19 protein-coding genes are annotated in these 22,727 nt (G+C 39.3%); 5 read left to right on the top strand and 14 right to left on the bottom strand.

All coding sequences use genetic code 11. The annotated features are described in order from the left end of the window. Window positions 1-195: 195 nt before the first annotated feature. Both J2Z82_RS10885 and J2Z82_RS10880 read left to right on the top strand, forming a co-directional pair. Window positions 196-1,284, top strand: a complete 1,089-nt coding sequence (locus tag J2Z82_RS10885) for an N-acetyltransferase DgcN family protein (RefSeq protein WP_209480815.1) — start codon at window positions 196-198, stop codon at window positions 1,282-1,284. Further along, on the top strand, window positions 1,281-2,369 hold the full coding sequence (locus J2Z82_RS10880) for an alanine/ornithine racemase family PLP-dependent enzyme (RefSeq protein WP_245251465.1): 1,089 nt from the start codon (window positions 1,281-1,283) through the stop codon (window positions 2,367-2,369). Before J2Z82_RS10885 ends, J2Z82_RS10880 begins: the two co-directional genes overlap by 4 nt. A gap of 173 nt (window positions 2,370-2,542) precedes the next feature. Here the strand turns inward: J2Z82_RS10880 and J2Z82_RS10875 are convergent, their stop codons facing one another. The 11 genes from J2Z82_RS10875 to J2Z82_RS10825 form a co-directional block, all read right to left on the bottom strand. Then, a complete protein-coding gene (locus J2Z82_RS10875) occupies window positions 2,543-3,739 on the bottom strand; it encodes a PLL family lectin (RefSeq protein WP_245251464.1) in 1,197 nt (398 codons plus the stop codon). A 201-nt stretch (window positions 3,740-3,940) separates the two neighbouring features. Continuing rightward, on the bottom strand, window positions 3,941-4,693 hold the full coding sequence (locus J2Z82_RS10870) for an SGNH/GDSL hydrolase family protein (protein ID WP_245251462.1): 753 nt from the start codon (window positions 4,691-4,693) through the stop codon (window positions 3,941-3,943). A 404-nt stretch (window positions 4,694-5,097) separates the two neighbouring features. Beyond that, entirely contained in the window at window positions 5,098-5,490 is a 393-nt protein-coding gene (locus tag J2Z82_RS10865) for a bactofilin family protein (protein ID WP_092491172.1), read from the bottom strand. 28 nt (window positions 5,491-5,518) lie between these two features. Beyond that, window positions 5,519-6,382 (bottom strand): M23 family metallopeptidase, encoded by an 864-nt coding sequence (locus tag J2Z82_RS10860; RefSeq protein ID WP_209480813.1) that lies wholly within the window; start codon window positions 6,380-6,382, stop codon window positions 5,519-5,521. Between the two features lie 31 nt (window positions 6,383-6,413). Further along, window positions 6,414-7,649 carry a polysaccharide deacetylase family protein gene (locus J2Z82_RS10855; protein WP_209480812.1) on the bottom strand — a complete coding sequence of 412 codons (1,236 nt, stop codon included), beginning with the start codon at window positions 7,647-7,649 and terminating at the stop codon, window positions 6,414-6,416. A gap of 45 nt (window positions 7,650-7,694) precedes the next feature. Continuing rightward, entirely contained in the window at window positions 7,695-8,456 is a 762-nt protein-coding gene (locus tag J2Z82_RS10850) for an AAA family ATPase (RefSeq protein ID WP_209480811.1), read from the bottom strand. 859 nt (window positions 8,457-9,315) lie between these two features. After that, window positions 9,316-10,554 (bottom strand): dicarboxylate/amino acid:cation symporter, encoded by a 1,239-nt coding sequence (locus J2Z82_RS10845; protein ID WP_209480810.1) that lies wholly within the window; start codon window positions 10,552-10,554, stop codon window positions 9,316-9,318. 270 nt (window positions 10,555-10,824) lie between these two features. After that, on the bottom strand, window positions 10,825-11,613 hold the full coding sequence (locus J2Z82_RS10840) for a CAP domain-containing protein (RefSeq protein WP_245251460.1): 789 nt from the start codon (window positions 11,611-11,613) through the stop codon (window positions 10,825-10,827). Window positions 11,614-11,708: 95 nt separating this feature from the next. After that, window positions 11,709-11,828: a DUF4023 domain-containing protein gene (locus tag J2Z82_RS10835; RefSeq protein WP_209480809.1), complete on the bottom strand. Its 120-nt coding sequence runs from the start codon at window positions 11,826-11,828 to the stop codon at window positions 11,709-11,711. 4 nt (window positions 11,829-11,832) lie between these two features. Continuing rightward, window positions 11,833-12,021, bottom strand: a complete 189-nt coding sequence (locus tag J2Z82_RS10830) for an H-type small acid-soluble spore protein (RefSeq protein ID WP_209480808.1) — start codon at window positions 12,019-12,021, stop codon at window positions 11,833-11,835. Between the two features lie 18 nt (window positions 12,022-12,039). Further along, window positions 12,040-12,225, bottom strand: coding sequence for an H-type small acid-soluble spore protein (locus J2Z82_RS10825; protein ID WP_209480807.1), 186 nt, complete (start codon window positions 12,223-12,225; stop codon window positions 12,040-12,042). Between the two features lie 162 nt (window positions 12,226-12,387). On the opposite strand from J2Z82_RS10825, the gene J2Z82_RS10820 reads away from it, so the two are divergent. Then, window positions 12,388-13,659: an MFS transporter gene (locus tag J2Z82_RS10820; protein WP_209480806.1), complete on the top strand. Its 1,272-nt coding sequence runs from the start codon at window positions 12,388-12,390 to the stop codon at window positions 13,657-13,659. A gap of 55 nt (window positions 13,660-13,714) precedes the next feature. After that, window positions 13,715-14,332 carry a class I SAM-dependent methyltransferase gene (locus J2Z82_RS10815; protein WP_209480805.1) on the top strand — a complete coding sequence of 206 codons (618 nt, stop codon included), beginning with the start codon at window positions 13,715-13,717 and terminating at the stop codon, window positions 14,330-14,332. Window positions 14,333-14,375: 43 nt separating this feature from the next. Here J2Z82_RS10815 and J2Z82_RS10810 read toward each other — a convergent pair whose 3' ends face one another. Beyond that, window positions 14,376-16,742 carry an immune inhibitor A domain-containing protein gene (locus J2Z82_RS10810; protein ID WP_209480804.1) on the bottom strand — a complete coding sequence of 789 codons (2,367 nt, stop codon included), beginning with the start codon at window positions 16,740-16,742 and terminating at the stop codon, window positions 14,376-14,378. 664 nt (window positions 16,743-17,406) lie between these two features. Then, window positions 17,407-19,782 (bottom strand): immune inhibitor A domain-containing protein, encoded by a 2,376-nt coding sequence (locus tag J2Z82_RS10805; protein ID WP_209480803.1) that lies wholly within the window; start codon window positions 19,780-19,782, stop codon window positions 17,407-17,409. A 318-nt stretch (window positions 19,783-20,100) separates the two neighbouring features. Here J2Z82_RS10805 and J2Z82_RS10800 point away from each other — a divergent pair, with 318 nt between their 5' ends. Next, window positions 20,101-21,756: an FAD-binding dehydrogenase gene (locus tag J2Z82_RS10800; protein ID WP_209480802.1), complete on the top strand. Its 1,656-nt coding sequence runs from the start codon at window positions 20,101-20,103 to the stop codon at window positions 21,754-21,756. A 38-nt stretch (window positions 21,757-21,794) separates the two neighbouring features. Here the strand turns inward: J2Z82_RS10800 and J2Z82_RS10795 are convergent, their stop codons facing one another. Further along, window positions 21,795-22,430, bottom strand: a complete 636-nt coding sequence (locus J2Z82_RS10795) for a lysoplasmalogenase (protein ID WP_342453625.1) — start codon at window positions 22,428-22,430, stop codon at window positions 21,795-21,797. Window positions 22,431-22,727: the final 297 nt, after the last annotated feature.

Here is a 22,727-nt window from a genome sequence, read left to right as displayed (position 1 = left end):
GCACATTATTTTTAAAACTATGCTATACTTATAAGTGTAGAGTAAAAAAACTAAATACCCTCGAAAAATATCCTTGCATAATTAGTATCTTGACTCTTCGTATGTCGATTTTTACTAGATGAAAGGGTTTTTTATTTGCCTTTATATGGTAAAAATTACCAAATCTTTTTAAAATATCTATAGGAGTGGAAGTTTATGAAGGAAACAGCAATAGTTTATTGTGAGAATATGTTCGGCACAATGGATGGCAAAACTGCAAACGGTCTTGTACGCAGATCGGATAAATACCAGGTTGTTGGAGTAATCGACAGTACAAAAGCTGGTGTCGACGCTGGTGATTATTTAGAAGGGAAGCCAAACAACATCCCTATATTCGCAAGTCTTGAGCAAGCCCTTTTACAGTTATCTAAAGTACCTGATCAGTTCATTTATGGGATAGCACCATCAGAAGCATTCTTGAAACGTTATGAACGTGAAATTGTATTAGACGCAATGAAACAAGGGATGAGTATTGTAAACACCCTACATGAATTTTTTACAAACGATGAAGAATTTGTGAAACATTCAATAAAGTATGACGTAACGATCAATGACGTAAGAAAGCCGCCTGAAAAAAAGGATATGCATTTATTTTCAGGAAGAATTCTCGATATCAATACACCTACCGTTGCGGTGCTTGGCACGGACAGCGCAGTTGGTAAGCGAACAACTTCGGTAATTCTTGAAGAAGCATTAATAAAAATGGGTCTGAAAGTGGCTTTTGTTGCAACTGGTCAAACTGGTTTAATTCAAGGTGCAAAGTACGGTGTGGCAGTAGATGCAATCCCTTCACAATTTATGACAGGCGAGATTGAAAATCAAGTTATGAGAGCTTACGATAATGATAATCCTGATATTATTATTGTTGAAGGCCAAGGGGCACTAAGTCACCCCGCATACATTAGTTCCTGTTCGATAATCCGGGGATCAAGACCAAGCTCCATTATTGTTCAGCATCCACCGAAGCGGAAAAACTTAGGTGATTTTGACTATATGAAAATGCCAACAATACAAAGTGAAATTGAACTCATTGAAACTTTCTCAAAATCAAAAGTGATTGGGGTAACCATCAATCATGAAAATATGTCGGATACAGAAATTTCTGAGGCTGTAACCAGATATGAAAAGGATCTGAAGCTTCCTGCGACGGATGTGCTTAAGCATGGCTGTGACAAATTAATTGATACATTATTTTCTACTTATCCGGAGTTGGCAAGGAAAAAGAATAAAGTACTCGTAAATTGATAGGTACTGCGGCACCTGCCACATCCAGGGTTGAAATTAACCTTGAAAAGATCGCTCATAACGCAGAGAAATTGGTTCAATTTTATGGATCAAAAGGGATCGAAATCATGGCAGTTACAAAAACAGTTTGCGGTGATCCGAATATCGCCAAAATCTTTGTAAATAAAGGGATTCATATACTCGCAGATTCTAAAATAGAAAATATCAAGAAGATGCGTGATGCAGGTGTGAACGCACAATTTGTTTTGCTGCGATCACCTGCTCTTAGTGAGCTTGATGCAGTTGTTAGAAATGCTGATATTAGTATGAATACGGAGTTAGCTGTTATTAAAGGGCTAAGTACGACAGCTGAAAAATACAATACAGTGCATGAAATTATTTTGATGGTTGAAATGGGAGATTTAAGAGAAGGAATTATGCCTGCAGACCTTGAGGGTTTTGTTCAGGAGATCCTAAAACTTTCAGGAGTTAAAATTGTTGGGATTGGTGCAAATTTCGCCTGCTTTGGAGGGGTCAAACCAAGTGAAAGAAAGATGGCAGACCTATCGAAACTAGCTGGCCTTATTGAACTAAAATTCTCGCTCTCACTTTCATATGTTTCAGGTGGAAATTCGGCTAATTACAATTGGTTTACGGCTGCTGAAAATATCGGGAAAATCAATAATTTACGACTAGGTGAGTCAATTTATCTAGGTCGAGAAACACTTGATCGAAAAGCTATTCCTGGTTTATTTACAGATGCTTTTACGTTCGTTTCAGAAGTAATTGAATCGAAAATAAAGTCATCTGTACCTGACGGAGAAACCGGACAGGATGCGTTTGGCAATCAACCTCAGTTTCGTGATCGTGGAATGATTCGCAGGGTAATTGTTGCATTTGGATCCCAGGATGTTCTTGTAACAGGATTAACTCCTGAATTAGATATTGAAATTCTCGGATCAAGCAGTGATCATACGATTATTGATGCCAAGGACGTTGATTTGCAAGTAGGAGATCAGGTGAAATTTTCTCCTAATTATGGCGCACTCCTGGCAGTTATGTCTTCAGGTTATATAACAAAAAAATATACGAACGTAAAAGAATAAACATTGTGGCTGGCACATAACTAAAACTTTCTATCACAACATGCATGTAAGTAAGTAGTTATACCTTCTTAACTGCAAAATAAATCCGAACTAATTCGAATTCTATTTCAAGAATTTCGAATTATAGTTCGGATTTTACTTTGACTAAAACAATTTTTTCCTGGCCTCAATGTCTAACGCCCTTGATATATATGAATGAGGTTCTGATTACGCCCTCTGGCAAATACATCAGTACGATTTGGCCCCCAGGATACTGCCGCCGGTGCTGATGTTAAAGTGCCATCAAGATCTACCCAATTTTCCCAGCGAGAGCCATTCCATGATCGTTTATAAAGCCTTTGATTAGTTCCTCGTACAAAGACATCAAGTCGGTTTGGACGACGTGAAGATACAGTAGGATGGCTAGTTAATGTACCACCAAGGCTTTCCCAATCACTCCAATTGCTTCCATTCCACCATTTGTGAATTAAGTCCTGGTTTTGCCCTCTGGCAAATACATCAATACGATTTGGTCCCCAAGATACTGCTGCCGGTGCTGATGCTAAAGAGCCGCCGAGATCTTCCCAGTCTTGCCAGCTTGAGCCGTTCCAGGTCTTTTTATAGAGTCTTTGGTTGGTTCCTCGTACAAAGACATCAAGCTGGTTTGAACGGCGTGAGGAAACTGTAGGGGCGCTTGTTAACGTGCCACCAAGGTTTTCCCAGTTGCTCCACTGATTTCCATTCCACCATATGTGGTACAGGCTCTGGTCAGTTCCTCTGGCAAATACATCAATACGGTTAGGACCCCAAGATACTGCTGCCGGTGGTGATGTTAATGTGCCGCCAAGGTTTTCCCAATCACTCCACCGGTTTCCGTTCCACCATTTATGGTATAGTCTGTCTCCGGTACCTCTTGCAAAAACGTCAAGCCGATTTGGTTGCCAGGAAGCTACAGTAGGAGCAGAAGTTAATGTGCCTCCTAAGTTTTCCCAGCTGCTCCAGCCTTGGCCAGGCTGCCCTTGACCGTCTCCAATCTGATTTAACGTTATTTCAATTACTCTTGTCAGTATACGTTCAGCCAGATTCTGCGATACATTAAATCGTCTGAAAAACTGATTTAGCCACGGGATTTGATTTTGAAATTGAGTGTATATTTGGCTTGCTGACTGATTTGTGTTTGCCTGATTGAGTGTAAAACCAACAGCAAGCGAAAAAATATAATCCGTTATACCTCGATTCATTCCAGCTTGTTCTAACTGGGAATATAAGTTATTGTGCTGTGAACGAAGTATCTGCATAACTTCCTGTGGCTGTTGTCTGAAATCAATATAAGGTTGACCATAATAATCTACTGGTACAAATTGTGGTGTTTGATATGGATATCTGTACAATTTATATACCTCCTCATTTTTTAGCAGTTAAGAAACTGCGTTAGTGCAACGTAGCTTTTCGCCATTAAGGAATGGCAGAAAGCAAGTTTTCTAACAGAGTCAGTATATGCACCTATGGGCAAAATTGGGAATGAGTAAGGAGCGAATAGATTTTTTGGTCAAAAAAACAGGAAGGATATGAGTGTCCTTCCTGAGATTGCTTTATTCGTTTAGACCCAGCACATCTAACCCGATTTCTGCAAGCTTAATTTGACCTTCAATAGTAGGATGTATGTCATCAGGAATCACATAGGAATCCTGATCTTGGCCAAATGCTGCATAAGAATCAGCTAACAGAATATTACCGTACATAACATTATATAGAGATGCTAAATCTGTGAAATTTTTATTAATACTCGGTAAAATTTGCGAGCTGATAGCATGCAATGGATTATCTAGCTGAAAAGGATTATATACATTGTAAATTACGATTGGCGCGTCAGTTAGTGAACGAGCTTCTTCTATAATGGCTCCAATATTTGCAAACACATTACTTTCTTTAACTTTTTGCTGTAATATGGCCATAAAAGAACCCTGATCACCGATACTTTCTCTTTGAGCAGCCTGCAGTGCTTGGAGCAGGTCATTGTTTCCAATTGTTAATGTAATATAGTCTGCATGCCTTACCGCTTGCCGGTACTTTTGATCTGTTTTCAATGAAGTTAGTAGTTCAGGAGTTGTCCAGCCTGGAACGCCAAGGTTACGAACCCGCAGATCACCATAATCTCCCATTAAGTATGGAAAAGCATCTTTAGATGTTGTCTTGTTATGTTGGTTTAAATTATAACCGTATGGAATTGAATCACCCAGCGATACAAGAGACTCTTTCGCATTACCATTTTTAGCAACTGCAGGAGTCGAGAAAAGCAAACTTGCAACTAAAATGAATACGAGTAACTTAACTATTTTCTTCAAATAAACACTCCCTTTCATAAACTTGTCCTTAGTATAATTCATTCCTTTCGATTAATCTGTCGAAAGTTAGTGTGATTGAAAAATAATTTACATTAGAATGTCGTTAAGGTGAGAGATGAATTATCAAAACGCAAAATTCAGATCAGTAATACGGATCCTCATTCCGCTAAAAGGAAGAAAAACTGTTATAAGGGGGATGAAGTGAATCCTCGTTCCGCTAAATGCACAAATTCAATGATATTTGAGGTTAAATAACACAAATAACGGAACGAGGATCCTAAACCATGCTCTAAACGATGGAATTGTAAAGAATAACGGAACGAGGATCCAGCTAGGTTAGCAATATGTAGATCCTCATCCATGCATGCTAAGCATTCTTCAACGAATGCCAAGTTTTCAGATCGTTAACTAGCTTCTTCGTCTTGTTTCTTTTTCTTCTTTTCAGAAGCCTTGTTGTCATTATTTTTAATCGTGCTTTCACCGTTAAACGTACCACCATCATCAATAATAATACCTTTTGTTGTTGCACTGCCTGATAATTTACCACTTGGCTGGACATGTACTTTTTCAGAAGTGTATAAATCTCCATTTACTTCACCGGCTATGATAATGTTCTTTCCTTTGATGGTTGGTTCAACATAGCCATCTTTCCCAATAAAAACATCACCGGCACAATCAACTTCACCATAAATTTTTCCATCAATACGCAGGCTTGATGGGTGTTTGATTTTTCCTTCAATTACTGTTCCTTGCCCAATAATTGTATCAACAATCTTTTGCTGTTTTTCTTTTTTCATATACAGTTTCCTTTCTCGAAGTTGTCACTTATTTATTAAATATAGTCATATAAGGATAAGGGTCAACTGGTTTTCCATTTTCCAAAATTTCGTAATGGAGATGGGGGCCTGTACTTCTCCCAGTACTGCCTATAGATCCGATGTTATCTCCTTTTTTCAAGGTATCTCCTTGTTTCACCTTAATTTCTGAAAGGTGGCTGTAAAGGGTTACGAACCTATCTGAGTGTCGAACTTTAATCGTTTTTCCATATCCGCCATAGTATTCAGCCAAAGTTACAGTTCCATCAGCACCTGCAAAGACAGGAGTACCAGTACTTCCTCTAATATCGATTCCGGTGTGTAGGGAAGATGATCTGTTAAATGGATCACTACGCGGTCCAAACTCTGATGAAATGCTATGTGAGCTTGACGGCCAGATAGTTGGAGTATGTTTAAGCTCCTTATTTGTTTGTTCCATTTCGTCAATTGTTTTTTTATAGTGCTTAACGAACTCGCTTTGTTTCAATTCATTTTCAGGTATTTGTATATCAATTCCGCCACTAGGCCCTAAACTAACAGGTAGTTCTGTCATAGATTCTCTCATCTGGGATTCCAACAGTTTTAATTCCTTCATTTTAGCTTGTACTTTAGCCGTTTTTTGTTTCATGCTATCAACTTTTGTCTGTAATCCATCAACTTTGTTCGTTTGAATAGTTAAATCAGCAGCTAGATGATTATTCATCTGTTGTTTCTGGTTCGTTTCGTTGAAAAAATAAAATGAAAGTATTATTGGGATAATAGCTATAAACGATACGATATATACAATTTTTCTTGGTAGTTGAAACCGAGTGACAACCTTATTAGCGTCATTTGATAGAATGGTAAAGGTCAGTGTTTTCATTTTCCGCTTCAATGTTTATCATCACTCCTTAAATACTTCCTTGCTAAGTTAAATTGACGATTTGCAAGCCTCTGCTTTGTAAATACTCAATTATCTGTGGTAATGCCTCTATTACAGCTTCTGATTCGTGAAGCAAGATAATTGACCCGGATGTTTTTGTACCCTGGACAGAGTTGACTATTTCTTTTGGGTTATTGCTTTTCCAATCTTTCGGATCGTTATTCCAAAGTACCATTTTTCCTTGGTGCTCATTAATTAAATCTATTGTTAGTTGGTTCATATCACCATATGGTGGTCTAAATAGATCAACCTCTTCATTCGTTATGTCTTCAATTAATTGTATTGTTTCAATTAATTCATTTTCCTGTTGTTCATAAGAGAGGCCTGATACATGTACATGATTCGTTGAATGCGTACCAACAGAGTAGCCTTTTGAGTTCACGTACTTCACATAATTCGGATGTTTTTTAACATTTTGTCCAATAAAAAAGAATGTTCCACCAACCTGAAAGTCATCTAATATATCAACAATTTCCTTGGAAAATTTTGAAGGACCATCATCAAATGTAAGTGCTACGCTACCTTCTGGGATGCTGTATGTTAGAGCATCATTAAGCTCTACAGAAGGAATACTGGACTTTGACTGTTCAGAAGGGATAACCTCTGTTGAACTTGTGATTGGTTGTTTGCGTTTTATATCTTGCTTTGTATTCAATTCGCTGTTGGTCGTTTCTGCATTTGCGGTTGGTTTCTCATCAGACAGATTTTTAAAAGCTGAACTTGAATAACCGAATAGAATGGTAGATATGATGCCAACTAAAGCAACAGCTGCCCATGTCATTTTGTGATTGGGCTTTTTTAGTTTGGGTACATCTTGTTTTGGTGCTTGTTTTAGCTCATCATTTTCCAACTGATTAAAAGATAGACAGGCTATGTTTTCAATGTCCTCTGTTCTTTGGATAAGTTTAATCTCATGTAATGCTTTCACATATTCTTCTGAGCAGGCAAAATAAACCTTATCACTTTGATCTCGATATGTTCTCGTTAAAAAACTAACGTAACACTTTCTAATGGGGTCCCAGGAGCTATGAAAGGATAATCTGTGTTTATAATGTTGGTCTGCGGTGGTTATTTCCTTTAAACTCTCAGCTGTATTATTAGTAACCTTCAAAATGAGCTCAGTATCCTGTTCGAATGATAATTTTACCCGTAAAAATGATTGTTCTTCGTTGGTTTCAATGTCTAATAGTTCGATTAGTTTTCCATGGTAGACTGACATGGCTGCCTCCTTTTTTTTATTAGTAGAAGTTTGCAACCCGCTCGGTTAGTCTGATGAATCAGCTGATTCTGGTGAAGCATTGGCGGCGGTAGTCTTTGGAGAGAAAGAAAAGGACATCCGCTCAGTAAAGTCGTTAATTGTCTGCATTAATTCAGCTTTTTCATCGGTAATTTTTTCGTATTGTTCATTGTATTTTTTGTTTTCTATTTCCAGATTTCTAACTTTTTCTTCCAGTTCTTTAATCTTTAACATGCTCTGGTATTGAGCATTCGTAGATTCTTCATTTAGCTTGTTGTATTTATTGCTTTCTGTTTCAAGGTCATTCGAGATTTTCTCATATTCGCTGTTAGAAGTACTTTGGTATTCTTTGTAGTCCTCAAGAAGCTGATCATAACTCATTTGTTTATTCGTAAGGTTACCTTCTAGCTCGCGAATTTCCTTATTTTTATCTTGTATAAGCTGATCTTTTTTAACTTCGTCATGCTTGTAACGATTAATGGTTTCATTCGCTGTATGTAATTGATCCTTTAGCCCATTATTTTTGTAAAGTATCAGCTCCCTGTCCTTTAGCATGTTTTCTAAAGAAACAATTAAATCTGAAGCTATCTTATCCTGGTTATCCTTTGAGAATAAATGTTTGTTCTCAGGTGTGTCTGTTTGCTCAGGTTCCTCATGATTGTTTGGCTGCTGTTTTTCCGTTACTTCAGAAGAGGGGTGTTCTTCAAGACCTGCCTGTTCCGGCTGATTTTGATTAGATAAAACACCTTTCAACCAGCCCATTGACTTTTTTTCCGTATCCTTGGTCACGCTATCATCTCCTATTTAAAAAAGTTCGACTCTTCTTATATCGACTGTTTTCGCAACAATTTTAGGGCTAGCATAAAAACAAGGCTGGGACATAATTAAAAATCTCTACTTTAAAGACGGATAATAACAGGATAGGTTATGTAGAACGTTCATTATCAATGGTTGAGTCTAATACGTAGATCCTATAAACTGCAAAGTACTTTTAAAAAAAGTTTGAGTGCTATATGCTGCTCCGGAAATACACTTCGCTTTCCGTGGGCGGCTGATGAGCCTCCTTGCTCCTACGTCGCTGCGTAGTCTAATCTAGGCCTCAGCTCCCACAGGAGTCTACGTGTATTTCCTCCGCTGGCTTTGTTCACTTATTCAAAAAATAAATGCATGTTGTGATGATATAAGCAAGATTTTAGACCATCTAAACCAGCAGATGGAATATGCGAGACTCCTGTGGGACAGCGAGGCTAAGAGACCCCACAGTGAGCGTTCTTTGCGAGCGAGGCAGACTAAGTACGCCACGTCCTGTGGCAACGTCTGCACTAGCACGTCCTATGCGTCGGAGGCTTGTGGTGAGCCCACGGAAAGCGAGTATATTCCAACTGCGCGGCTAGTGAGCTTCACTAAATGATATTAATCGGATCTATGTCGCAGTTTAAATCTAATCAGCAACATTAGAAAACTAGGCATTCACCAAGCCTTTTGGTGAATGCCATAGTTGCACTTATGCAGTAAGAATGTAGCTATACATTCTTAACTGCAAAAAATCCGAACTGATTCGAATTCTTTTTCAAGAATTTTGAATCATAGTTCGGATTTTACTTTGACTAAATACTTTTGTCCCAGCCACGTTCTAAATTGCTTTTAGTTAATTCGTGGTTGATTCCTCATTACTACGTTCGGCTTCCGTTTTATTAATAAAAGATGTACCGACTAAGTCACCGGTGACATTTAGGGCTGTAGCGCCCATGCCAACAAGAACGTCGATTGCAGTCAGTAATCCCACTGCTTCCATTGGTAGTCCTAACTGTGCAAATACGGTGGCAATCATAATAATTCCTGCACCAGGAACACCTGCAGTACCAACGGATGCTAGTGTTCCAACTAAGACCACTTGCAGCATGTCGGTGAAACTCAGTGGATCACCAATAATATTGGCGGCAAATGCTGCAGATACAGCTATGCGGATTGCAGCCCCATCCATGTTAATAGTGGCTCCTAACGGCAAGCTAAATCCATATAGGCTCTTGGATAGCTTCAGGTTCTTCGCAGCATCAAGCGTTAATGGTAATGTACCTGAACTGCTTTGCGTCACAAAGGCGGTAATCATAGGTGTGCGTGCCTGTGTGAAGAATTCTTTTAGGTTTACTTTTGATAAAATCATAAAGATTATATAAAAAACAATCTGAACAATTAACGCAATATAGAGGACAACAATCATGTTACCTAACTCTAATAGTGTATTTAAACCTTGGTTACCAACGATTTCTGCAACTATAGCGAAGATCCCGATTGGGACGTATTGAATAATGACCTTCATAATATTCAATGTAGCTTCATTCAGCCCGTTAACTACTTTATACACACTTTCGCCTAGTTCTCCATGATCTTTGGATGACCTTAAAGCAGATATAGCAATTCCAAATGCGATTGCAGTGAAAATAATTCCGAGCAGATTTAGGTTACTAAACGCTGTTATAATATTCTCAGGAACAATATTTAGGATAACACTTGTGACACCTGGGTTATCGGGAACCTCAAATTCTTCATTTGTATCTAGTGTCATCCCAGTCCCGGGATCGAGAATACTTGCAACAGATATTCCAACAGTAATTGCCAATGCGGATGTTAACAGGTAATACAGAAATACCTTTCCACCCATACGCCCTAAATTAGCCAGCCTGGTTTGATTTACTCCGACGATTAACGTAAATAAAATGAGTGGTACGATAAGGAATTTAAGTAATCGAATTAGTAAATCTCCAAAAGGAGCTAACACAGCTGCTTCCTTGCCAAATAGTAAACCGACAATAACGCCAAGAATAAGTGCGACAGTAATTTTTAGGATAAGTGAAGCATTAATATAGCCTTTCCATATTGTTTTCATAAAATGCCCTCCTTTAAAGCAGGTTTCTTTTGGCAGTTAAGAAAGTATAACTACTTTCTTACTGCATAAGTGCAACTATGGTATTCACCAAAAAGCTTGGTGAATGCAAAGTTTTATAAATAAAGTATTATTCCTATAAAATTTATCGGAATTTATTTTAACATACAGCACTCACATTATACTGTCAAAATCCATGCTTAAGTAGGGAGGGCTAAAGAAATGAGGATCAGAGAAGAATTGACTTCTTAGATCCTCGTTAAAATGTTATCGTTATTTTTGGATGAACATCTGTGACCAGTAATCGCCACTTTCCGTATGACCTACTCCAATATGTGTGAAGCTTTCATTCAAAATATTTTCACGGTGCCCTTGACTGTTCATCCAGGCATCGACAACCTGTTGAGGTGACTGCTGCCCGCGTGCGATATTTTCACCAGCTGATTGATAAGAAATACCAGCGTTTTTCATCATATCGAAAGGCGATCCATGTGTTGGGCTATTGTGTGAAAAATAACCATTGGATTGCATGTCCCGAGCTTTATTTCTGGCTACGTTGCTTAGTTTTTTGTGTGCCTTTAACGGGGAGAGCCCTTGATTGCTTCTTTCTTGGTTCGTTAGCTTAATGACATTCGACGTAAACTCATTTTGTCCCTGTTGCGGCTGTGTTTGGTTTGCATTATCCTCTGTCTGCTGGTCTTGCTGTTGTTGCGTTTTTCCTTGTTGACCTTGTTGTCCTTGATTTCGTTGCTGTTGATCTTGTCTAAGCTGTCCCTGATCCTGTCGATCTAATCCTTGTCGATTCTGTTCACGCTGGTTCCAATTTTTATCGTCTTCTCCTAAGCCAAACATATCGACGTTGAAATTGCCCTGATTTTGTTGATTTTCGATTTGGTCGGTCTGAAGATCCCCACTGGATTCATCAGTTTTGGTAAAAGAAATAGTATCTTCTTCACTCGGATCTTTATTCGAAGCATCTTCATTATTATTGGTAGTGTTACATGCAGCCAGTAATAAGAAGAGTATACTTATTAATACTACGAAAAGTTTATTAAATTTCATGTTATAAGCCTCCTTTGCTCATTGTCTTTATTAATTTGTGCTTTTATTTAATAAATATATATGGGAAATTAAAGCAAATGGAGGGTTTTTAATGTCTAGTTCCGTTTGTTAGGCAGTTTATCCGCTGGATCGCCTCGGCCTTGTTGTTTCTTGTTTTGTCTATCCTTTTTCTTTGTTTCATTAAACTTTTTCACAAACTCATGTGTGTCATCCATCTATTTATCCTCCTGACTTTTCGTTGAGTTGTGCAAGCTGGGCATCAAATTCATTTTCTGTGTCATCCAGAGCGAAAACTCGAGCTGTTTCATTCTGATCACTAACATACTGAATGTAGACTTGTTTTCCGTTATAGGTAACGTTTTTCATATTAGCTGATTGTGCTATTTCTTCTGCTCGTTGTCTGTTCATTGTTAACTAACTCCTTTCTTATGGACCTTCATCAAATAAGCCATCTAAATCAACTTGTTGTTCATGGTCCATTTCATCAAGCGGGAAAACAGTTGCTGTTTCGCTATCTTCGTTTATTCCTTTTATATAGACCGGTATTCCATGGTATTTTACGTTTATCATTGCAAGTGAATCAATAATTTCCTGTGCCCGATTACTGTCCATGATAGTCTCCTTTCTGAATTGCTTAAACTTATTTTTTACTTTGGGAAAGGGAATATACGAGGATGAAATAACCATTTTAAAGTTTGTATTTGCATTTGTTTTGACGTAAAATTTAGCCTAGATTTGAAATGAGCTTCGGCGTTCGGACATGGAGGTGCAACTTTGTTAGGTAAATTTTTTCAAAAATTTTATTATGGCTGGTTTATTGTATTTATTGGTGGGCTGGGAATCTTTTTTTCAGGGCCAGGTCAAACATATTCCATCTCACTATTTATTGACCAATACATAAATGATTTTGGCTGGTCTCGAACGGAGGTTTCCGGCCTATACTCATCAGCCACACTTGTCGCTGGATTAACAATGATGTTTGTTGGTCGGTTTATTGATCGATTTGGCCAGCGGTTCATGATGGTAACAGTTGGAATTGTCTTTGCATTGGCTTGTTTTTTTAACAGTGCAGTTACGAACATGTTTATGCTTGCGATTGGTTTCTTTATGGTTCGTTTATTGGGTCAAGGTACAATGTCACTTATTCCCAATACCCTTGTGGCCCAATGGTTTGTTAAAAAGAGAGGCCGGGCATTCAGTTTTATGACGATGGGCAGTTTCATTAGTGCGATGCTGCTGCCAATTATTAATTCCTGGCTCATTCAAACATGGGATTGGCAGTTTGCATGGAGATTCTGGGGAGTGTCGTTGCTTGTCATATTCGTTCCAATTGCTCTGTTTGGGGTTCGCAATCGTCCAGAAGTAATGGGTCTGGAGCCAGACGGAACAAATGAGGATAAGGACGAGAACCAAGAACCAGTTATCGGAACAACACTACCTGAATCGGAAGAGGATTGGACATTAAAAGAAGCGATGCGTACATGGGCTTTTTGGGGCATTCTGGTTAGTGTCAGCATTCCATCCATGATTAATACAGGCATCACGTTTCATATTATTTCCATATTTGATTCGAATGGGCTCTCTCCAGGTGTTGCTGCAATGGTGTTAAGTTTAATGGCTATTGTTGGTCTTCCGATGTCGCTGGTTTCAGGATTTATCACCGAAAAAATACAGACGAATTATTTGTTAGCAAGTGTCTTTGTAATTGAAATGATTTTTATGTTATTACTTCTGATCACAAATAATCTGCTAATGGCGATTTTATTCGGTGCAATTTGGGGTATAGCAAATGGTATTGAGCGGATTGGAATGAATGTTGTCTGGCCGGATTTTTTTGGCAGGAAATATATTGGCAGTATAAATGGTGTTGGAATGACAATGGTTGTACTTGGATCATCTTTAGGACCACTGCCGTTTGGGGCAGGATTTGATTTGTTTCACAACTATACACCTGTTTTACTTGCTTCATTGACCTTTCCATTTATTGGGCTAATCTGTGCAATAACAGCAAGAAAACCTCATAAGGACAAGTTGAAAGCGATGTAACGGTAAATGTTATGACAAAATAAATTGTATAAAATATAATTAAGCGGTGAATATGATGTTAAAGGATACAGGAGAACGCGTTATTCCCGAAAAGATGAAAATAACTAACGAGTTGTTAATTGAACATGTGGCAAGATATCATTTTGCCAGTGAGTTTGTTCATGGACGTGTATTGGACTTTGCAAGTGGCGCTGGTTATGGAACACATATCATCGCAAAGAAATGTAAGGATAAAGTAAATGAAGTTGTGGGAGTCGATATTGATCCTGAAGCAGTGAAATACGCACAGGGTACTTTTTATCATCCATTATCCACTTTTATAGAAGGTGATGTGACAGATTCAACAGTACCAGACAAATTAGGGCAATTTGACTGTATTCTCAGCTTTGAAACAATTGAACATGTAGAGGAAGAAAGCCAATTTTTAGCTAATATTTACCAAATGCTGAAGCCAGGGGGCACGCTTATCTTATCAACCCCTTTTGGTGAAGGGCGTGGTGTTGCATGTGGTTCACCATTTCACATCCATCAGTTGAGGATTGATGAATTTAGAAATTTGTTTCCGGAGTATACAACCAAGGAATTCTATTTTCAAAAAGGTGCATTAATCAAGCCGGAAGACTTTAAAGTGACGGAAAAATTCCCGTTGGGGTTAGCTATTTGCAGAAAATAAAAAGCCTGCCTTTAGTTTTGCTAAAGGCAGGCTTAACATATGTTTACTTAGAGATCATTACCTGACCAACAGTCCCATCGTCACTTTGCCCAGTTACACGGAATTTCAATCCGTATTCCGGAACTTTACGTCCAGCGTCTACGAGACCTGGGTTGCTCCAGTCAGCACTGTCATCGAACAATGGTGTGCGTTTTGTGAAATTATCTTTCATCGTAACACCTAATAGGTCGGTGTAATCCAAGAACATTTTACTGCTTTTTTCTAAACTGAATGCTGCATCATTTAATTGATAGCGAGTGGATCCAACTACTCCATCACTCCAGTAATTTGTATGTTGATCCGCATCAACTACACCTAGGAATCCTTCACCAGGATGTGTGCCGGTCCAGTTATTGTTGTATGACTCATCTACATACCATACAACTAATCCTTGATCAAAGCTCATCAAACTAGCTCCGCGACGGATATTTGCAAGACCTTCATCCACCCCGTTGTGTGATCTCCATTCCAGTAAGTAGTATTGATTTGTTGTATACGTACCATCATGCTTCTCAAAGCCGTCTAACGTAAATGATGGATCTGCTTCTGCACCATCAAAGAAGACTTCGTTACCATCTGCAGTCACAGTTACATTGTCTGTAAAGAACCCAGTCATGTTAGTAGCCCAGTCAGACATAGAACGGAATTGCAATTTAATTTCCTGACCAGCATATTGGCTTAAGTCAATTGATTCATGGACCCATCCATCACTTGAACCAGTGTAACCTGGCAAGTTTTCTTCAATTGCTGGATATCCGCCTGAAGCTAGTGTAGAACTTGTGCGATCACTTGAAAGTGATTCCCAAGTTTCACCATCATCTGTTGAAACCTGAACCATTGCATAATCCCAATCTGTCTCGATATCATACCACGTATCAAAATCAAGTGTTGCGTCTGATGCTCCAGTTAAGTCCACAGTTCTTACCATTTTGTGGTCAACTTCATCACCTCGGCCACCATAGTACTCAAAGTCACCAGTTTTAGGTGTGTTTAATTCATTTAATTTATCTGGTAAATCAACACGTACTGCGTCATTGTTTATTCCTTTTGTTACTGCCTCATCAAGAAGAACAGAAGTACCTTCACTTGTTACAATTGATTCGTCAAGTGTTGTTCCACTTAACCAATTGCCACCATGTAAGGTTTGTAACATTTGTCTGGAAAATGGACTGATTCCAGGAGGCTCTGTTCCAGGAATATCTCCTGCCCAGCTTCCACCTGCCATAAGTGACCAGTAAGAAACAGCTTCACCTGCACCACTGTATATGGTGTCATATTCATCAGGGAGACCTAGGTCATGGCCGTATTCATGGGCGAAAACGCCAGCTGCTCCGTCTTCTGGTTCAATGGTGTAATCATCGGCACCTAATAGACCACCAAATCGATCGCTGTCAGATGAAGCACCAGGGACTGCAACTAAGCCAAGTGATGAACGGTGAGACCATATTGCATCCTCGCCTAGTGATCCACCACCTGCTTCTTCACCCACACCAGCATGGATAACCATTAAATGGTCAATAATCCCATCTGGCTCAGCTTTAACACCATCACCATCATAATCTTCACGATCCCAAACATCGTATTCGCTTAAATCGATACTGTTGTCTGCTCCAGCTTTCGTAAGCGCCTCATACACTAATTGAGCTGCAGAACCATCTATATTGTTTCCATAGTAGGCTGCTGGATGTTCAGCTGTATACCAGCCTGCAACTGTACCATCAACAGTGTAACTTCCACCAGATTGTGCTTCATAATATTGTTTCATGGAGACTAGATTTTCCCCGTTTGGTCCTTCATAACCATTTTCTCCAAAGATCATGTCCTGGAAATGCTGTTTTGGATAATTCTCATACCACATATCCGTTTCCTCTGGTGTGATGGAGCTTTTCTCGTAGTCTGGAAAATCAATTGCAAGTACTAAAACCTTGTCTTCACGAACTTCACCGTTATAGCTTTCTTCCTCAACAGAGTCTACATTGTTTTTCTTGGCTTGTCCTAATTTATTTCCCTTCCCGTTAGTAAGTGAATTGTTGTTTTCGTTTTGTGAGTCCTTGATTTTAGCATCAAGACCATTTGGGAGTTCATCTTGTGTTTTACCGGCGCTGTTAGCTTTTGCTTGTAAATATTTTTTCAAAGCCTTTTGAGCTTCAGCAGGTGAAGCATCATTCGCTAGGGTACCGTTCTTCTTAAGCATTTCTATTAATTTCTCATCATTAGCTATTCCGGCATCAAAGGTTGATCCTTGTGATACAAGTTTAGTAGATAAATCAGAGCCATAATTTACTGTTGATACTGTTCCAGCACTTACTGTACCAAAACCTAACGATAGTGCTAATGTTGTTGTAAGTATTAGTCCCTTTTTCTTAATCATGAAACGCCTCCTAAAGTATATTTTGATTCTATTCAGCCTATAAATCGCTTATATTAGACGCCCCCCTTACTGTGAAAAATAGAAAATAATCATAGAACATATTAATGATATAGAGATTATTGAATATTGTAAATATTAAAAACATGTTATGACAAAAGAAGTGATAATATATGAAGATTCACCCCAGGGATCTGATTTATTGTACTGTAAATCGACAAGGTAGGGTGGTTGATTCAGGATATTTTTCAGTAAGGCATTAGAAAACTTGGCTTATCACCAAGTCTTAGTTGCACTTATGCAGTAAGAAAGGATTTATGCTTTTGTATGAAAATACCCTTTCTAATTTGATTTTAGCGGACACAGGAGACGCTACTTTAATAGGAAAGTGACCTTCTCGAAATTATCCGGACACAGAAGCCCTTATTTCACCTATATAATGGTTGTATTAGGGTATTTGTGCCAAATAAGGTCCCTGGTGTCCGTGAACACCATCATTTTAGTGGATTTCTATCAAATAAGGTCTCTGGTGTCCGCAAAACTCAAATTTACTTTATGAAAAGTCATTTTCAAAATAGATAGTGGCTGCGCATTTGGCAGCTATGTTGGTTTCTTAACTGCATAAAAAATCCTACCTTTAGAGTCTAAAGGTAGGATAAAGTAGTGTTTATTTAGAAATTAATACTTTACCAACAGTACCATCATCACTTTGACCAGTTACACGGAATTTCAACCCGTATTCTGGAACATTACGTCCAGCGTCAACAAGACCAGGGTTGCTCCAGTCTGCACTGTCATCGAATAATGGTGTGCGTTTTGTGTAATTATCCGTCATCGTAACACCTAATAGGTCAGTGTAATCTAAGAACATTTTACTGCTTTTGTCTAAACTGAATGCTGCATCATTTAATTGATAACGGGTAGCTCCAACTGCCCCATCGCTCCAGTAAGTAGCATGTTGGTCCGCATCAACAACACCTAGGAAGCCATCACCTGGGTGATTACCAGTCCAGTTGTTATCATATGATTCATCGACATACCATACAACTAAACCTTGGTCATAGCTCATTAGGCTAGCTCCACGGCGGATGTTTGCTAGTCCTTCATCCACACCATTGTGTGATCTCCACTCAAGCAAGTAATAATGATCTGTTTTATACTGACCATCATGCTTAACAAATCCATTTAAATCAAATTTAGGTTCTGCTTCAGCACCATCAGAGAATACTTCACTTCCGTCTGCTGTCACTGCCACATTGTCAGTAAAGAACCCATCGAGATTTGTAGCCCAGTCTGACATGGAACGGAATTGAAGCTGTATTTCCTGTCCAGCATACTGGCTTATATCGATTGTTTCATGAACCCAACCGTCACTTGAACCAGTGTAACCAGGAAGGTTTGCTTCTATTGCAGGATATCCACCTTCAGCTAGTGTTGAGCTAGTTCGATCACTTGAAAGTGATTCCCAAGTTTCACCACCATCAGTTGATACCTGAACCATTGCATAATCCCAATCCTGCTCAATGTTATACCAAGCATCGAAATCGAGCGTTGCATTTGTTGCCCCTGTTAAGTCAACTGTTGTTGTCATCTTATGGTCAACTTCATTACCTTTGCCACCATAATATTCAAACTCACCTTCTGCAGGTGTGTTCAACACATTTAATTTTTTTGGCAGGTCGACGCGAACTGTATCATTGTTGGTACCTTTTGTTACAGCCTCATCTAGAAGGGCACTAGTACCTTCGGATGTGACTTCGTCTGAATGAAGTGTAGATCCGCTTAACCAGTTGCCACCATGATTGGCTTGCAGCATTTCTTTCGCGAATGGACTCATTCCGGGAGGTTCTGTTCCAGGTACATCCCCGGCCCAGCTACCGCTTGCCATAAGTGACCAATATGCTACAGCTTCACCAGCTCCACTGTACACAGTGTCATATTCATCGGGTAAGCCTAGGTCATGTCCATATTCATGGGCAAATACCCCAGCAGCACCATCTTCAGGTTCGATTGTGTAATCATAGGCACCTAGTAGACCGCCGAAGCGATCGCTGTCAGATGTAGCACCAGGAACTGCAGTTAACTGCCCAAGGTTCCAGCGGTGAGACCAGATTGCATCGCCACCAAGTGAACCGCCGCCAGCTTCTTCACCAACACCAGCATGGATAACCATTAGATGGTCAATAATCCCATCTGGCTCAGCTTTAACGCCATCACCATCATAATCAGCGCGATCCCAAACATCATATTCACTTAAATCAATGCTTTCATCCTGAGCAGCCTTCTCAAGTGCCTCATAAACTAACTCACGAGGACGAGCATCACTGCCATCAGGAGCTGGAACGTTTCCACCATAGTAAGCAGCAGGATGTTCAGCTGTATACCAGCCCGCTACATTACCTTCTACAGTGTAGCTCCCGCCTGATTGTTGCTCATAATATTGTTTCATAGAAGTGAAGTTTTCCCCATTAGGACCTTCATATCCATTATCACCAAAGATCATGTCCTGGAAATGCTGCGTTGGGTAATTCTCATACCACATATCCGTTTCCTCTGGTGTAATTGAACTCTTTTCATAATCAGGAAAGTCAATTGCAAGTACTAGAACCTTGTCTTCCCGAACTTCTCCGTTATAGCTTTCTTCTTCGACAGAATCAACGTCACCCTGTTTAGCTTGTCCTAATTTGTTACCTTTTCCATTTGTCAGAGGATTGTTGTTATTATTCTCTGAATCTTTCATATTGGCTTTAAGACCAGCTGGTAGTTCATCTTTCGTGTTATTAGCACCTTTTGCTTTATTCTTTAAGTATTTTTGTAATGCCTTCTGAGCTTCAGTTGCAGATGCATCTTTAGCAATGGTTCCATTTTCTTTCAGCATCTTGATTAACTTGTCATCATTAGCCATTCCTGGATCAAAGGAAGATCCCTGTGATGTTTGGATTTTAGTAGATAAATCGTTTGTAGTTGTTGTGTCAGCACTAACTGTTCCAAGACCCAGCGATAGTGCTAACGTTGTTGAGAGAATTAGTCCCTTTTTCTTCATACGATGAAAAAGCCTCCTAAGTATTTTTAATTAGTAATTTTCTATAAATCTATTAATTAAGTATGACCCTCCTTCCAAATTTGCTAAAATAGTAAAAAAATTGTAATAACAATTTAATAATATATTCATAATTGAATATTGTAAATATTATAAACAGATTATGACAAATAAAGGGCGATAAGGCCTAATTCTGATATGGGTAATAAGAATTAATTTTGTGTAATGGAACGGGTTTAAAGTCACGCTTTAAAACATTGACTTTTTAAAAAATTTAAAATAATGTTAAAGACAATAAGATGTCGAGAGGAAGGTATTTTAGTGGAATATGATGTAATAGTAGTTGGAGCAGGTCTTGCTGGTTTAGTAGCAACTGCAGAGATAGCAGATGCTGGCAAAAAAGTGCTATTGCTGGATCAGGAACCTGAAGCTTCATTTGGAGGGCAGGCCTGGTGGTCGTTTGGTGGTTTATTTTTAGTTGATTCGCCAGAACAGCGCCGAATGGGTGTGAAGGATTCCAAAGAACTTGCCTGGCAGGACTGGCTTGGGACTGCAGGATTTGATAGAGAAGATGATGAAGACTATTGGGGCAGAAAATGGGCAGAAGCTTACATGGGTTTTGTTGCTGGCGAGAAACGGGCATGGCTTCGTGAAATGGGTGTAAAGTTTTTCCCAGTAGTCGGTTGGGCTGAACGTGGTGGTTACGATGCTGAAGGGCATGGAAATTCGGTGCCGCGCTTTCATATTGTATGGGGAACAGGCCCAGGAATTGTAGACCCTTTTGAGCGACGTGTTCGCGAGCACATGAAGCGCGGCCTTGTAGAGTACATGCCACGTCACCGTGTGGATAAACTTGTTACGAATAATGGTGCTATTATTGGCGCAGGAGGGGCTGTTCTTGCTCCGAGTTCTGCAGGGCGAGGTGAGGAAAGTTCACGTGAGATCATTGACGACTTTGAATATAGTGCAAAAGCAGTGCTTGTAACAAGTGGCGGAATAGGTGCCAACTTCGATTTGGTTCGAAAAAATTGGCCTGATCGCTTAGGCAAACCACCTGAAAATATGATTTCCGGTGTACCAGCACATGTTGATGGGCGGATGCTTTCTATTACAGAAGATGCTGGTGGCAGAGTAGTTAACCGCGATCGCATGTGGCATTACACGGAAGGGATAAAAAATTGGAACCCGGTATGGAATAAACATGGGATACGTATTCTGCCTGGACCTTCATCACTATGGCTGGATGCAACAGGTAAGAGATTGCCAGCACCGAATTTTCCTGGTTTTGATACACTTGGAACACTAGATACTATACAGAAGACGGGATACAGTTACTCCTGGTTTATTTTGACACAGAAAATAATTGAGCGTGAATTTGCTTTATCAGGGTCGGAACAGAATCCCGATTTGACGGGGAAAAGTATTAAAAAAGTATTGAGCAGGGTGTTACCTGGTCCAACCTCTCCGGTGAAGGCATTTATGGACAAGGGTGAGGACTTCATTGTTGCTGATAATATTGATAATTTAGTAGTCGGCATGAACAAACTGACAGGTGATAAGCTCTTGGATATCGAGGACATTAAACGGCAAGTTCAAGCACGTGACCGTGAAATGGATAATAAGTTTACCAAAGATCTGCAAATAACAGCCATACGTGGGGCACGTAAATACTTAGGTGATAAATTAATTCGAGTTGCTTCTCCGCACAAATTATTGGATAAGAAAAACGGACCACTAATTGCTGTTCGGTTGAATATCCTTAGTCGTAAAACGTTAGGCGGACTGCAAACCGATCTATCTGGCAGCGTTTTAAATAACTTGGGTGAAGCAATTCCTGGTCTTTATGCGGCAGGCGAAGTTTCTGGATTTGGTGGCGGTGGACTGCATGGCTACCGTGCGCTTGAGGGAACATTCTTAGGCGGGTGCTTATTCACCGGACGAGAAGCAGGCCGTGCCATAGCGAAAGAATTAAAGTAAAAAAGGACTGACTTATATGACGTAGTTTCAACCGTCCATTATAAGTCAGTTTTTAGGTTGCCTATACTTTGAGCAATCAGGAATTGTGCTCCGTAATACGTAGTCATAATAAGCGATCCTGAAAAAGTGATATCTGAAATAAACATGTTCCAAGCAAGAATCGAGTCGGAGATAACAAATAATATACTGCCTATAATAGCCCACTTATTCTTAGTCATTATAGCGGCCCACGCCATTAAGGAAATTATAATTATGTAAAACAGAACAGGTGCCAATAAGGCGTCGTTCCCCTGGGTAACAAGCCCGTCTACTAACTCTTTGCCAATTAATAGGCCGTACAATATTAATAGTATGATTGTACCAAACCTGATTTTAGAGAATTTCCAGCAGCTAAAAAAAGCTGCCATATAAAAGAGGTGACCGATAAGAAAAGCGGTCAGCCCGATAACAAACCATTTCCCTAATAATCCGTCCCCAAGCATACAGAAAAATAAACCTATCAAGACTAGCCAATGCGTAAATGATCTTTTGGATGGGAATTGCAAATAGGCATAACAAATAATCAGCCACATAGGGATTAATTTGAAGACAATTTGATCAGAAAAGAAAAATATATAGAGTATACTCATTAATAGGATAAGTACAGGTAAGCCATATTTTTTCAATAAACTCACATCCTTATATGGTAACTCTATATATTATTCGATATTACCTTCAAATACTCCTCTTTTCCCAGTTAAAGCAATGTGCGCTTTCGTATTGCCTTCGTACAACTAGCGGGCCTAGAACAGTTTTACTGATTTGGCGGATCCTCATTCCGTTATTTCCTGTAAATCGGCTGTTTGGAGCACGTTATGTAATCCTCATTCCGCTATTTGTGCTTTACACCCTCATTTTTCGTTGATTTTGGGTAAATAACGGAACGAGGATTCATCTCATCCTCTTTGGGCCAGGTTTTCCTTCAAATAACG

This window comes from Virgibacillus litoralis (genome assembly GCF_017873675.1).
Classification (GTDB): Bacteria; Bacillota; Bacilli; order Bacillales; family Amphibacillaceae; genus Lentibacillus; species Lentibacillus litoralis.
The sequence above is the reverse complement of the archived record's forward strand: the minus strand, read 5'-3'. Positions and strand labels throughout refer to the sequence as shown.